This window comes from Mesorhizobium sp. WSM4887 (genome assembly GCF_029625865.1).
Classification (GTDB): domain Bacteria; phylum Pseudomonadota; class Alphaproteobacteria; order Rhizobiales; family Rhizobiaceae; genus Mesorhizobium.
The window spans coordinates 537,361-551,463 of the sequence record NZ_JARTVP010000001.1; the positions used below are offsets into that span (position 1 = coordinate 537,361).

Consider the following 14,103-nt stretch of genomic DNA (forward strand, 5'->3'; position numbering starts at 1 on the left):
AACCTGGCACGCGTCCCGAGACCTACTCGAGTTGCTCCGGGTTTATGGCGGGAAATGGGCAGTTCCCTCGGCTAGCCTTTTAGCTTCGGGGTTGTTCATAAACTGTTGCTGAAACGTCACAATCGTCTGAAGCGCCGGCTGTGCAGCTAATTTGCAACACAGGATCGGCCAACCCGCCCAGGCCGTTGATTGCCCAATAGAAAAAGGCCGGGCGGTGCCCGGCCTTCTTCGCGGAATTGCGGGAGCGGCTTAGAACTTGATCTTTATGCCACCCGAGATCGCCGTGACCAGATCGTTGCCGAAGTCGTAGCTGGCGTCGGTGCCGGCCTGATAACCGTTGTCTCCGGTCACGATGCCGGAATGCCCGCTGGTCAGCACACCGAATGCACCAGCCAACCGAACCTCGATGTTCGGCCGCGGCGTGTAGGCGACGCCGCCCCCGAGTGTCCAAGTATCGGTCTGCGCGCCATAGCCGTGCGAAGTGCCGCGATCCCAGGTGAGCTGACCGGCGGCGCTCCACTGATCGTTGAACTTATGGCCTATGCCGCCGGACACCGTCCAACCGTCGCGATACATCAGGTCCAGCGAGGTGGCCTGAAGAGAGCCGGAAGCATCATTGCCCGTAAAACATGCGGCGGTGGGAGTCCCGACAATACAAATGGGAACGCTCTGCAGCACGCTCCAGTTCACCCATTTGATCGAACCGAAAGCAAGCCAGCCTGGCGCGATGCCGGATTGCAATTTCAACTCCACGGAGTCCGGCATGTACTGAGTGCTGCCGTAGATCGGCGCAGAACCCGTGGGTAATGTCGGTGACGTCAGGGTGCCGGAGATGTTGTCGAGCTTGACCTGGGAATTATAGACCAAGCTGGCGCGGAGTGCGATCTCAGGGATTTCGTAGGCAAGGCCAGCGCGCCAGCCCCAGCCGCTGGCCTCCAGGTCGACGCGGCCAATCGGTGACGGCCCAACTGGATTGAAACCCACTAAGCTTTGCTTGAAGCCTGAAATATCCTGGTAGAACGCGCCGCCGATAAAGCGGAGCTGGCCCTTACCGACATCGAACTTGTATGAACAGGTACCAGCGTAGTTATTGCTCTTGATGTCCGTTTCAACGTTGGAAAAAGCGCCATTCCACGACGCGCCAGGGGCGGTGTGAGCGCCCCACGGCTGTGAATAGTCGATCATACAGTCGACGCCCGGCACAACCTGAACCTTGCCCCCGATGCGCGGCACCCAATAACCCTCGGCGCCATCCGCCGTGGAACTGAGAAAATTGAATGTCCCATTCAGACCAGTCGCATTCTTGTACTTGCGATCCGGCATCACATAGGTAGCTTCCGCTTCCGTCGCGAACGGCGCCGGGTCGAACAGCAGGTCAATGTCGTAGCCGCCGCGCTCGAGCCCACCGGCATGCGCCGGGTGCATCGCCGCTCCGATCAAAGCCAGCGAAAAGCACCCTGCCCCCAGCAGTGCTTTGAGCCGCAAAACGTTCATGGAAATCCTCCCCGAAACACGAAGTGGGGCAAGCTAGAACCAATTCAGGTTAACGGCGCAACAACGAATTCGTGAGCTGTACATGTACACCTTGACAGCTCGTATTTTCGCCATGGTCATCGACCGCCCATTGAGCCTTAAAAGCGGCCCACTCGGCATCGGACTGAGAGAAAAAATTGCAAAAACGGTCCGAAACAGCTCAAAACGGGCCATTTTGATCGGACTGGGCTCCATTGTTACATTACGGCAACAATGGGGCCAAAACTTTCCGTTTACGTCAAAATTAACCCAACGGCAGGCCCGTATACGAGCGTGGTGACGCTTCGTAAAGCGCCCTCCAGTGAAGCCGAATCTTGCCGGTCACCCGGCGTCTCGGACCCTGGTCAGGGCAACTGAAAGCTTCTCTTGCGCCTCGCGATATTCGGCGAGCTTTTCGCGCTCTGCCTCGACCACCTCCTGCGGCGCGTTGGCGACGAACTTCTCGTTGGAAAGCTTCTTGTGCAGGCGGGCGATCTCCTCGGTCACCTTGGCCAGTTCCTTCTGCAGCCGCGTTGCTTCGGCCTGAAGGTCGATCAGGCTGCCGAGCGGCAGACAGACGGTCGCTTCGTTGAGAACGATCTGGGCCGAGCCTTTCGGAGGCGCATCGACCAGCGCGATGTCGCCGACGCGCGCCAGCCGCTTGATGGCCTGGGCGTGGCGATCCAGCCTTTCCTGCGTGATGGCATTGGCGCCGATCACCACCAGCGGCGCGATCGCCGCCGGCGGCACGTTCATTTCCGAGCGCACCGAGCGAATGCCGGAGACGAGCTCGACCAGCCAGTTGATGTCGGCGGCAGCCTCGTCATCCTCGAAATCGGGCGCGGGCCAGGCGGCGTGGCAAAGCAGGGAGGTGCGTTCCTTCCCCTCGCCCGCGGTCTGCGCCCACAGCTCCTCGGTCATGAACGGCATCATCGGGTGCAGCAGCTTGTAGATCTCGTCCAGCACGAAGGCGACACAGGCCCGGCTCTCCGCCTTGGCCGCCTCGTCCGTGCCCATGAACACCGGCTTAAGCAGTTCCAGATACCAGTCGCAGAACAAGTTCCAGACGAAGCGATAGGCGGCGCCCGCCGCCTCGTTGAAGCGGTAGGTGGTGATGCCCTCCGTGATCGCCCGCGCCGCCCGCGTCAGCTCGGTCAGGATCCAGCGGTTGACCGCGAGCTTGGCGTCGTGCAGCCAGAAATCGTCGTTCCTGGCGACCTCGTTCATTTCGGCGAAGCGCGTGGCGTTCCAGAGCTTGGTCCCGAAATTGCGGTATCCGGCGATACGCGCCGGGTCGAGCTTCACGTCGCGCCCCTGCGCCGCCATCACCGTCAAGGTGAAGCGCAGCGCGTCGGCGCCATACTCGTCGATCAGGTCGAGCGGGTCGATGACGTTGCCTTTCGACTTCGACATCTTCTGCCCGTTCTTGTCGCGCACGAGCGCATGAACATAGACCGTGTGAAACGGCTCCTCGTTCATGAAATGCAGGCCCATCATCATCATCCGGGCCACCCAGAAGAAGATGATGTCGAAGCCGGTCACCAGCACGTCGGTCTGGTAGTAGGTCTTCAGCTCCGGCGTCTGGTCAGGCCAGCCGAGCGTCGAGAACGGCCACAGCGCCGAGGAGAACCAGGTGTCGAGAACGTCCTCGTCGCGCGTCAGGATCTCGCCCGGCTTGAAATTTTCAAGCTTGTCCTCGACCCAGGCCTTCCACGGGCCTTCCAGCGCCAAATAATATTCGACCGCCGCAGCCAGCGCCTCCTCTTCGGTCTTCTCGACGAAGACGCGTCCGTCCGGTCCGTACCAGGCCGGAATCTGGTGCCCCCACCACAGCTGCCGCGAGATGCACCAGGGCTGGATGTTCTCCATCCAGTCGTAATAGGTCTTCTCCCAGTTCTTCGGCACGAAGTTCGTGCGGCCCTCGCGCACAGAGGCAATGGCCGGCTTGGCGAGCTCCGCCGCGTTGACGTACCACTGGTCGGTGAGGAACGGCTCGATCGGCACGCCGCCGCGATCGCCATGCGGCACGGTGTGGCGATGCGGCTCGACCTTTTCCAGGAAGCCGCCCGCTTCCATCAGCTCGACGATCTTCTTGCGCGCCACGAAGCGATCCAGCCCGTCGAGCTCATCCCAGACGGCCTGGCGCTGCGGCGTCACTTCAAGACCTGCAAGGAACTCCTCGTTATCCTTGAGCTTGATGTAGGCTTCGACGGTCAGGATGTTGATCGCCGGCAGCTTGTGGCGCTTGCCGACCTCAAAGTCGTTGAAGTCATGCGCCGGGGTGATCTTGACCGCGCCGGAACCCTTTTCCGGATCCGAATACTCATCCGCAACAACCGGTATCCTGCGGCCGACGATCGGCAGGATGACGTTCCCGCCGACCAGGTCGCGAAACCGCTCGTCGTCGGGGTGAACCGCCACCGCCGTGTCGCCCAGCATGGTTTCCGGGCGTGTCGTGGCGACGGTGATGAACGTCTTCGGATTCTCGGGATCGAACGCGAGGCCTTCGACCGGGTAGCGGAAATGCCAGAGATTGCCGTTGACCTCATGCTGTTCGACCTCGAGGTCGGAAATAGCCGTCAACAGCTTCGGATCCCAGTTCACAAGGCGCTTGTCCTTGTAGATCAGCCCCTGTTTGTAGAGGGTGACGAACACCTCCAGCACCGCCTTGGACAGACCCTCGTCCATGGTGAAGCGCTCTCGGCTCCAGTCGGCCGAGGCACCGAGCCGCCTCAGTTGATTGAAGATGGCGCCGCCGGATTCGGCTTTCCACTCCCAGACCTTTTCGATGAACTCCTCGCGCGACAGGTCGCGGCGATGGATCTGCCTCTCCATCAGCTGCCGCTCGACCACCATCTGCGTGGCGATGCCGGCATGATCCATGCCCGGCTGCCACAGCACATTCTTGCCACGCATGCGCTCGAACCGCACCAGGATATCCTGCAGCGTGTTGTTGAGCGCGTGCCCCATATGCAGCGAGCCCGTAACGTTCGGCGGCGGGATGACGATGGTGAAGGCTTCCGCCCCTTCCTCCGCGCCGGCGCCGGCGCGGAACGCATCGGCCTCTTCCCAGATTTTGGCGATCTTCGGCTCGACGGTCTTGGCGTCGTAGGTTTTATCAAGCATGGAGGAAGTCCGAACTGTCGGGAACAAGCGTCCGGTGTAAATCGGAAGCTCTTGGCCGAGTCAACCGCGAGAAGGATGAGCCCGCCTTGCCCAGATAGGCTTGCGGCGATCAGCGGCAAGCCCACTACTCATCGCAAGACAAATCGCGCGGCCGCATTTTCGCGGAAATAAAAAGCACCGCCTGAGGGTGGCGCTTTTTGCGCTGAAAGCCCAGACGAAATCACTGCGCGCCGCGCGCCACGCGTTCGATTTCCTCGCGCACCAGCCGTTCGACCAGTGTCGGCAGGTTGTTGTCGAGCCAGTCCTGCAGCATCGGCCGCAGCATCTCCTCGGCCATCTCGTCGAAGCTCTTCTTGCTGCGGCTGGCGAAGGCATCGGAAAGCTCGCCGAAGGCCGCCGCGACCTGACGGCCCGCATGCTCGGACAGGATTGCCGGCCGGGCCGGCGGCAGGTCGGCCGAGGATGGTGCCGAAACGTTGCCGGGCGCCGCGGTTTCGGCCGTTGGCGCGGCAAGATCCTCCTCGTCGATCTCGACTTCGGGCGCCACTTCCGGAGTTGCTACCTTCGCCTTGACGGAACTTCCGCCAACGGCGGCGATCTCGCGCCGCCAATCGGCGACGATGGTATCGGCGCTTTGCGGCACGCTCGCCGCGCTCCCCGCAACCACCGGGATGTCCGGCTCGGCGGCTACCCTGGCCCCGACTTCCGCCAGGGTGGTGGGAGCAGGCGCGGCCTTCACCGGTTCAGGGCTCGTCTCGGCGATCATCGGATCGGACGCCGCAAGCTGGGCCTGTATCTCCGCCAGACTCACCGGCTTGCTGGGAGCGGATCCGGCGCTGAGCTCGGAACGGAAGTCATCGAGGTCGGCTGTCTGCGCCGCCGGCGTCGGCCGGAGGTCCTGGCGCACTTCACCATTGTCCGCCGCCGGTTGCTTGCGGCCGGTGTCGCTGTCCTCGATGATCCTTCGGATGGAAGCGAGTATCTCTTCCATGGAAGGTTCGCGCTGCGCGCTGCTCGCTGTCGCCATCGTCACATCCGCCGCCTTTGTGACTTGTTCAAGATTCCCATTCAGGCAAGACCGGAATTCGAATCAATGCGGACAGCGTAACCGACCGATCGCCATCCGAGAATCCCCAATCTGGGGAGACGTTGGATTTCAACAGATTAGCTCGCTACGCCGCCGGCAGCCGACCGTCTGGTTCCAATGCAAAAGCGCCGCGCATCCATTGGACACGCGGCGCTTTTGGAAATGCCAAAGGTTCAGCGGCCGTCCGGCGTGCGCAGCCCGATCCACTTGTCCTTGACGGCGTTGTAATGCTCTTCCGGGTTGTATTTCGTGACCGCCAGGCCGAGTTGGCCGGCGGACAGGCGGCCAATCGCCGACAGGATGGCGTAGCTCGCCACGACGACATCGCGCTCGGAGCTCGCCTGGTTGATCTTGGCGGTGATGACGGCGTTCTGCGCGTTGAGCACGTCGAGCGTCGTGCGCTGGCCGACATTGCGTTCCTCGATGACGCCGTTGAGCGCCAGTTGCGCGGCGGCGATCACCTGCCTGTTGGCATCCACGCTTTCGCGCGCGGCGGTGTATTGCGTCCACGCCGAAGCCACGGCCTGGCGCACCTGGTCGCGGCTGACGTCGACCTCGATGCGGGCCTGGCTGAGCGATTCCTTCGATTGGCGGACCAGCGCAGAGGTGCGCCCGCCCGAATAGATCGGCACGGTAAGCGTTGCACCGATATTGGCCGAATTGGTCGTTCCTTCGGAACCCGCCGATGCAAAAACGCCGGGCGAGGTGTTGCGATACTGGCTCGAAATCCCGGCACTGGCGGAAAGTTGCGGCAATAGCGCCCCTTCGGCCGACTTAACCGAAAAGGCCGCGGCGTCGACGAGATGCTCGGTGGCAAGGATGGCCGGATGCTCCGCGGCGGCGATGGCGAAGGCCGAATCGAGGCTTCCCGGCAGCAGCTTTCCGACCGGCGCGGCCGCCTTGAGCTTGCCCGGCTCGTCGCCGATGATCTGGTGGTAGGTCGCAGCGCTTGCCAGCGCCGTCGCGCGAGCGCTGGCGAGTTGCGCCACCGAGGTCGCCCGCGAGGCATCGGCCTGTGCGACGTCGGTGCGGGTGCCCTCTCCGACCTCGAAGCGCGACCGCGCGGCGCGCGCCTGCTCGGTCAGGAATTGCAGGTTCTGTGCGGTCAGGACCGCGATCTGGCGATCGCGGATCACATCCATGTAGGCGCTTGCCGCGTTGAACAGGATGTTCTCTTCGGTGTTGCGGAGACTTTCTTGCGAGGCCCTGACCTGCGCTTCGGCGGCGGCGACATTGTTCTTGGTTTGAAAGCCGTCGAACAGCGTCTGGTCGATCTCAACCCCGAAATTGCCCGTAGTGATATTTAAGGTTTGACCAAGGTTGTTGTTGCGGCTGCTCGTGTAGTCGATGCTAGCCGATCCCCTGATCGTCGGGCGGTAGCCGGACTTGGCGATGGCCACGCCCTCGTCGGTGACACGGGTGCCCGCGCGGGCGGAATTCAGCTGGGAATTGTATTGATAGGCTTTGGCGAGCGCGCCGGTGATGGTTTCGGCGGATGCTGCCAGCGGCGAAAGCGCGGTCGCCGAAACAAGTATGGCTGATAGAAAAGTCTTGTGTAGGGGCGGCACGTATTATCCCTCATTCGTTTGCATGGGAACCACGCCGCGCACCTTTTCCTTCCGGATCAGCTAGCGCCGCGTGTTTATCGTCCCCCGCTGACAGCCCCCGAAAATGCACGTGAAGCAAATCAGCAACGATTGTTCAAGCGCAAGCGATCATGTCAGCGCCTTCGCTGCAAGGCAAAACCGCTCAAAATTCGAACGCATGAGCACGTTCGAACCCCGGTAGTGGCTTAATTGCCGCATTAAATGCGCGTCTGCCGGTTACAACCCCCCCGGCCTTGACAAAAAGACGCGCAACGCCGGAGTTGCCCTGCCCCTCGACCACAACCAGCCGTCCGTCCTCGGCGAGCTGGCCGAGCAATGCCGCGGGCACCTCCTCGACGCTGCCGCCGATGAAGATGACGTCATAGGGCGCCGCGGCGGCATGACCCTGCGGTAACGGCCCGATCACTACGGTGGTGTTCTGGCAATCCAGTGCGGAAAGGGTCGACTTCGCGGCTTCGGCAAGCGCCGGGTCGCTTTCGAGCGCAACCACCGATTTTGCGATTCGGGAAAGCAGCGCGGCCGAATAGCCGGTGCCGCAGCCGACATCGAGCACCGAATCGGTGTCGCTGATTTCGGCCAGTTGCAAAAGCTTGGCGAGCGGTGACGGTTCCATCAGATAGCGGGCACCGCCGCCACTGACGCCATCGGTGATGCGGATGTCCTCGTCGATATAGGCTAGGTCCCGCTGCCCGGCGCCGACAAAAGCCTCGCGCGGCACGGAAAGCATCGCTTCGATCAGCGGCGCGCTGGTCACATCGGTGGTGCGGATCTGGCAATCGACCATCTTCACGCGGCGTTCGGAGAAATCAGCGTTCATGTCCCAACCAACCCGCTTCCCGCGCCCAATTCGCTGCCCGCGCCCGATCCGATTTCCAGGCAAATGACGCGGGCCAATTCGACCGGAACCTAGCGCCCCGGCGCGACAGCGCCGGAGCCCGGGCATTGGAGGCCTCGCCCGGAATCGAACCGGGGTGCAAGGATTTGCAGTCCTCTGCGTAACCACTCCGCCACGAGGCCTTCCATGCTCCCGGCGTTCCGGGGCAACTCAATATGTTGGCGGTGAAAGGTCGTCAAGCACCGGCAAGTCATTCCCGATGCTTTCCCATTCCTCATCGAAGGCAGTGGTTGCCGATTGCTTGCGGCCGATCCCGATGGTGTCGGCAGCACCTGCCGGACCCTCTCCCTGCAAAGCTCTCAATCCGGCCGGCGGCGGCGTTCCCACCAGACGACGAAGCGCCGCCTGTGACGTCGCACCAGTGCGAATTCGTAGGACAGGACCAGCAGGCCGATCGGAACCATCCAGAAACCGAGAATCGGCAGAAAGCCCAGAATCCCGCCGATTGTGAGCAGCACGCCGATCGCGATCCGCAATCCCCGCGAGCGCGGCATCGAGAAGTCGCGGCCGAAGACCGTGATCTTGCGCGCCGGTGGGTTATCGTCGTCAGTTGCCGTCATTCAAAGCCAGATCCCATCTGCGCGGCCCATGTCATAAATACCAAAGGACGACCAGCCGCATTGTTCCATGCCGGTGTCAAGCCGCTCATATGTGGGCACGCCGAGACGATGCCACAAATCGCCGCACGAAAAACTGCAGAAAAATTGCGAATTGCTGCTTTGCAAAGCCGAAAGGTGTTTGCTATAGGCTGCGCCACTCACGTCAGAGCCTCCGTTCCCCGGTAGCTCAGTGGTAGAGCAACCGGCTGTTAACCGGTTGGTCGCTGGTTCGAATCCGGCCCGGGGAGCCAATCGCCATTGAATTTCACTGAATAGACTTCCGATTCTACAAGCGCGCGGCGCTGGATCCGGCAGCATGCGGCAACGGTCAAGCCGGGCCGGGTCAGTCTGAGAAAATTTCGTAGTGAAGGATTTCGGCGTCGCCGAGGGACGATCTCCGTCCGGGCGAGATGACGCCGGAGCCGAAGAGAAGAATATCTTCGCGGCGCACGAATACCTCATGGTCGGGTCCCATCGACACAAAGGTGCCCGACGAGCTTCGCTCGATAAGCACGGCCTTGCCATTCGAAATGGTGAAGGTCGCGTGGTGCCTTGAGACCCAGGGCCGCTGGATGACGATGTTGCATTCCGGGGATCGGCCGATCGTCACCAACTCGTTGTTTCGGCAGGATCGCAACTGATCTCCATAGCGGATGACCAGATTGATCTGCCGCGGCGGGGCGGAGCGTCTCTCGATAACCGTGCCCCGGCTGACGATTTGCGTACTGAGGGCCCGATCCTCGCTCCCCAGGGTATAGACATCGAAGAGTTCTTGCTTTCCCTTGAAAGCCATTTTGTCGAGGAGCCGCAGGGCACTGCGGCTATCCGCGCAAAGGGCTTCGAAGAAGCTCTGGCTGATCAGCACCTCCCCGGGGTTGGCCGTGGTGGACAACCTTGCGGTGACATTGATAACGTCTCCGAATACCGCGCCCCGCGCGCGAATGACCGCCCCGAAATGCAATCCGATCCGGGCGTGCAACGGCCCTTTCGTCAGTTCGCTGCTGATTTGGAAGACGGCCCTCAGCGCCGCCTCCGAACTGTCGAACAGGCTGAGCACGTCATCGCCCTTCGAGTAAATGAAGTCACCGCCGTGCCGGGCGACGATCTCGCGTATCGCGTCGAGGCAATCCGAGATCTGCTGCAGAGCTGCATCGTCGCCGATGCGCTCATAGAGCGGCGTGCTGCCCACGACATCAGCTAGGAGGACTGCGGCCAGAAGTCTTTCCTGATCCATCGGCTCGTATCCGACCAAGAACGCGACGTATATAGCATAACTCACCCTGCTTGCCCGCCTGGGAGCCGGTGCTGTGGCGTGAGCATCTTGCACGGACAGGCCTTGTTGCCGCCTCGGCAACTGCACAAGACTTTCCACGGCTATGACCAAGGCTGCCAAGCGCACGTTGAAGCGCAAGCGGACGATGCGGTCCGGAACAGCATTCCGAAAGCGACGATGAGGATAGCGACGAATAGGCGCGGCATACGGGCCGGTTCAGGGTAATGCTGAGCGGCGCCCGTGAGACGAACGGGTGGAGTGTATCATTTTAATACAATCCTCAATTTGTAGACTCCTGCGATGCATCGGCAGCTAGTGTTCTCCCGTCCAGGCTAGTGGAGGGAAGACCGCGGACCGGGAGGAAAAAGATGTCCATCCAAAAGGAAGACTATCGAACGAACCGAGCCGACTATGCCCTTGCCGCGAAAGGCCAATCGGCCGTTGATGGGGGCCGCAACGAGATTCTGGAAAGAAGAAAGAAGACTCTCTGGCTAAGAGATCCGCGAATCGCCAGATTGGCCGCAAATCCGTGCGAAAGCCTTCCAGGACCAAAACCCAGACCGCGCGGGAATTAGCGACGTTGCTTCACTTATGGATGCGTGCCCCATCATAGCGGCAGGAGCGTATAGCCGGTGCCGTATTTCGTTTCCTAGGCCCGCCGGCTAGGCCCAGCCCTGTTGGCCTGCCCGCTTTGTGAAGACGAAATCACGGACGCGTTCCTTGCTGCTCCAAGTCCTCCGAGTTTTGTAAGTTGTCATGCTGTTTCGCTGCGCGATCGAGATCGCCAACGGTATAGCCGGTGGATTGGATGCGGTAGAGTCACGAACGTTTTGGTCTAGATCTCGGGCCTTGCATCAAAGGGGAGATGGTTCCAGGCCGAGCCCTGTGGTCCGCGCCGGCGATCGCGCCTGCAGCGAACCGAGTCTGAGATAGATGGCGGGCACGACGAAGAGGTTCAGAAGCGTTGACGTGATCAGCCCGCCCAGAATGATGATGGCCATCGGATGTTCGATTTCCTGCCCGGGAATGTTGCCGGTAACAACCAGTGGAACGAGCGCAAGGCCGGTCGCCAGCGTCGTCATGAGAATGGGCGAAAGGCGTTCACGCGCGCCGCGCAGGACAAGTTCCGGTCCGAAGGGCTCGCCCTCCTCGCGCTCCAGATGCAGGAAATGGTGGATCAGAAGCACCCCGTTGCGGGCCGCGATGCCCAACACCGTCAGGAACCCCACGAGGCCGCCTAGCGAGATGATGCCGTCGCCCAGATAGGCGGCGATGACCCCGCCGACCATAGCGGCCGGCAGTGACAGGAAAACCAGGGCAGCGAGCCTCCAGCTTCTCAAGGAGGCCTGCAGCAGCATGAAGATTACGACCGCGGCGACAACAGAGGCATAGACGAGCCTGCTTTGCGCAGCCCTGCGTTCCGCCGCCTCGCCCAGCAGCTGGGCATGATAGCCGAGCGGAAACTCGAACTTGGCCAGGCGCTCCTCAACCTCATGGACGACCGAGCCCAGGTCGCGGTCGCGCACGTTGGCATGCACGTCATGGCGGCGCGAGGCGTTCTCACGTTTTATGGTGCTGGCCACCGGGGCAATCTTGACTTCGGCAACGTCGCCGAGCCGGACCTGACCGCCGTCGGGGGTATCCAGGAGAACGTTCTGTACGTCGTCAAGGCCGCGCCGCGATTTGGGCGTCGACCATACCATGACGTCATACACCTTTCCGATGCGATGAACGTCGCTCACCTCGTGACCGGCGAAGATCACGGCAGCAGCGCGACGAACATCGCCGGGCTTGAGACCCCTGGAAGCCGCCTTGGCGATATCCACGGTGACCTGAATTTGCGGTACCGTCTTCTGCGGCTCCTCGTGTAGGTCAATCAGGCCCTCGATGCCGGTCAGGGCGTCGCGGACCCTCACCGCCTGCTCCCGCAACATCGCCGCGTCAGGCCCGAAAATCCGAACCACTATCGACTCGCCCGACCCGGTGAGCACTTCCTTCACGCGCTCGCGAAGGTAGGTCTGGACGTCGCGATAGATACCGGGATAGCCGCCGACCGTGTCCTGAACCGCTTTAAGGGTCTCGTCATAATCGACCTTCGGATCGACGCTGATCCAGTTCTCCGTGAAGTCGATGCCCACCACCTCGTCGGCCACCAGCGCCCGGCCGATGTGAGCGCCGAAGTTGCGCACCCCGGGAATGGATCTCAGTTCTTTGCTGGCAGCCACCGTCATCCGGTACATCTCTGCATGCGATGTCCCGGGCGGCGTCAGCCAGTGCATGAGGAAGTCACGTTCCTTGAAGGAGGGCAGGAGCGAGGTTCCGAGCAGCGGCCAAACGGCCAATCCCGCGACCACGACGAACGCGGTGATCCCAAAGATCGTGCGAGGAGCCGCGATGATCCGCGACAGCATGGCGGCATAGCCTCGCTGCAACCGCCCGACAAGCGGCGAGACGCGCTCGATCGGCGCTCCTTGAAGCAGGATAAGGCAGAGTGCCGGCGTCACCGTCAGCGCCACGGCCATCGAAGCGAGGAGCGCGATGGAATAGGACGTCGCCAGCGGTACGAAGAAAGTGCCCGACAGACCACCCATGAAGAACACAGGGACGACCGAGATGACGATGATGAGGGTCGCGGCGACGATCGGGCTGCGGATCTCGAGCGATGCTTCCAGGATAACTGATGCCACCGATTTGCCAGCGCCGCTGCGGCGATTCTCGCGCAATCGCCGCGTGATGTTTTCAACGTCGATGATAGCGTCGTCCACCACCGATCCCACCGCCACGACGAAGCCGGCCAGCACCATCGTGTTGATGGTCGTTCCGAGCCAGTAGAGAACAAGTCCCGCCGCGACCAGGGAGAGCGGGATCGCCAGCAGGCTGATGAGCGCCACCCGCCACTCGAACAGGAAGGCGCCGAGAACGCAGACCACCAGGACCGATCCCACCAGCAAGGCCATTGTCAGATTATGGATCGAGAGCTCGATGAACGTCGCCGGGCGGAAGATCTGCAGGTCGACGTCGATGCCCTTGAGGCCGTCCCTCATTTCGGCGAAGGCGGCCTCGACGCCGCGCGTGACCTCCAGCGTATTCGCCCACGGGAACTTCTCGACGATCAGCATCATGCCGGGACCGTCATTGATCACAGCGTCGCCGATCGGCAGCGGTTCCCCCCAGGTGACGTCGGCAAAGTCCGCCAGTACCAGTCGCTCGCCGGCTTTTGACTCGACCGGAATTCTCTTGACGTCCTCCAGCTTCACGCTGGACGCTATGTCGGCGCCGACATACAATCGCTGGTTGTCGGTGTCGATGAAGCCTACGGTCTGGCTCTTGGCTGAGCTCGACATCGGCAGCAGGCCGAAGTCCAGCGCATCGGCCGAAGCCTCCATGACCTCGTTCAGCGTCACGCCGTGTTTCAGCATGCGTGCGGGATCGACCTGGATCTGCAGCTGTTTGAGCTTTTCGCCCCACATCGCCACGTTGGCGACGCCGGGCACGCGCAGCAGGCGGAAGCGAATCTTCCAATAGGCGGTCATCGACAGGTCGAGCTGAGTGAGCTCCTTCGACGAAAGGCCGATCTTCATGGTCCTGCTGGTCGACGACAAGGGCTGCAGCATGACGGGCGGGCTCGAGCCGAACGGCAGTCTGGCCGACGCAAGCTGCACGCGCTCCTGGACGAGCTGCCGGGCGTGCATGATGTCGGTTCCCCGCTTGAAGATCATGACAATGGAGGACAGCGACATCACGCTCTTCGAGCGGATGACGTCGAGTTCCGGTGTGCCGCGCAGTGCATCCTCGAGGGGAATGGTGATCAGCTCCTCGACCTCGGCGGTCGACATGCCGATACCCTCGGTCTGAATCTCCACCAGTGGCGGGGAGAATTCGGGGAAGACGTCCACGGGCATCTTGCGGAACACGTCCAGACCCAGCAGCACCATCAGCGCTGCCGCGGCCAGTACCAGATACCGGTATTTCAGATTCGTGCCGATGATCCAGCGGAACATGGC

General features: G+C 61.9%; 9 protein-coding genes and 2 tRNA genes. 1 reads left to right on the forward strand and 10 read right to left on the reverse strand.

Annotated features, from left to right (window positions below; all coding sequences use genetic code 11):
• Positions 1-249: 249 nt before the first annotated feature.
• From P9230_RS02630 to P9230_RS02665, 8 genes are all read right to left on the reverse strand, one after another.
• Positions 250-1,494 (reverse strand): OmpP1/FadL family transporter, encoded by a 1,245-nt coding sequence (locus P9230_RS02630; protein WP_278117310.1) that lies wholly within the window; start codon positions 1,492-1,494, stop codon positions 250-252.
• Between the two features lie 360 nt (positions 1,495-1,854).
• Positions 1,855-4,638 (reverse strand): valine--tRNA ligase, encoded by a 2,784-nt coding sequence (locus tag P9230_RS02635; RefSeq protein ID WP_278117312.1) that lies wholly within the window; start codon positions 4,636-4,638, stop codon positions 1,855-1,857.
• A 220-nt stretch (positions 4,639-4,858) separates the two neighbouring features.
• The gene (locus tag P9230_RS02640; protein ID WP_278117314.1) at positions 4,859-5,665 is read right to left on the reverse strand and encodes a PopZ family protein; all 807 of its coding nucleotides are present in this window, start codon (positions 5,663-5,665) and stop codon (positions 4,859-4,861) included.
• Between the two features lie 233 nt (positions 5,666-5,898).
• On the reverse strand, positions 5,899-7,293 hold the full coding sequence (locus P9230_RS02645) for a TolC family outer membrane protein (protein WP_278117316.1): 1,395 nt from the start codon (positions 7,291-7,293) through the stop codon (positions 5,899-5,901).
• A gap of 181 nt (positions 7,294-7,474) precedes the next feature.
• On the reverse strand, positions 7,475-8,149 hold the full coding sequence (locus P9230_RS02650; protein ID WP_278117318.1) for a protein-L-isoaspartate O-methyltransferase: 675 nt from the start codon (positions 8,147-8,149) through the stop codon (positions 7,475-7,477).
• Between the two features lie 126 nt (positions 8,150-8,275).
• A tRNA-Cys gene (locus P9230_RS02655) sits at positions 8,276-8,349 on the reverse strand.
• A gap of 177 nt (positions 8,350-8,526) precedes the next feature.
• On the reverse strand, positions 8,527-8,787 hold the full coding sequence (locus P9230_RS02660) for a hypothetical protein (RefSeq protein ID WP_066999931.1): 261 nt from the start codon (positions 8,785-8,787) through the stop codon (positions 8,527-8,529).
• Positions 8,788-8,988, reverse strand: coding sequence for a hypothetical protein (locus tag P9230_RS02665; protein ID WP_278117320.1), 201 nt, complete (start codon positions 8,986-8,988; stop codon positions 8,788-8,790).
• Between the two features lie 14 nt (positions 8,989-9,002).
• Between P9230_RS02665 and P9230_RS02670 the strand changes: the two genes are divergently transcribed.
• Positions 9,003-9,077: transfer RNA gene (locus P9230_RS02670), tRNA-Asn, on the forward strand.
• 92 nt (positions 9,078-9,169) lie between these two features.
• Here P9230_RS02670 and P9230_RS02675 read toward each other — a convergent pair.
• Together P9230_RS02675 and P9230_RS02680 are read right to left on the reverse strand one after the other, a co-directional pair.
• Positions 9,170-10,060 carry an FHA domain-containing protein gene (locus P9230_RS02675; protein WP_278117322.1) on the reverse strand — a complete coding sequence of 297 codons (891 nt, stop codon included), beginning with the start codon at positions 10,058-10,060 and terminating at the stop codon, positions 9,170-9,172.
• An 893-nt stretch (positions 10,061-10,953) separates the two neighbouring features.
• A complete protein-coding gene (locus tag P9230_RS02680; protein ID WP_067329506.1) occupies positions 10,954-14,100 on the reverse strand; it encodes an efflux RND transporter permease subunit in 3,147 nt (1,048 codons plus the stop codon).
• Positions 14,101-14,103 lie beyond the last annotated feature (3 nt).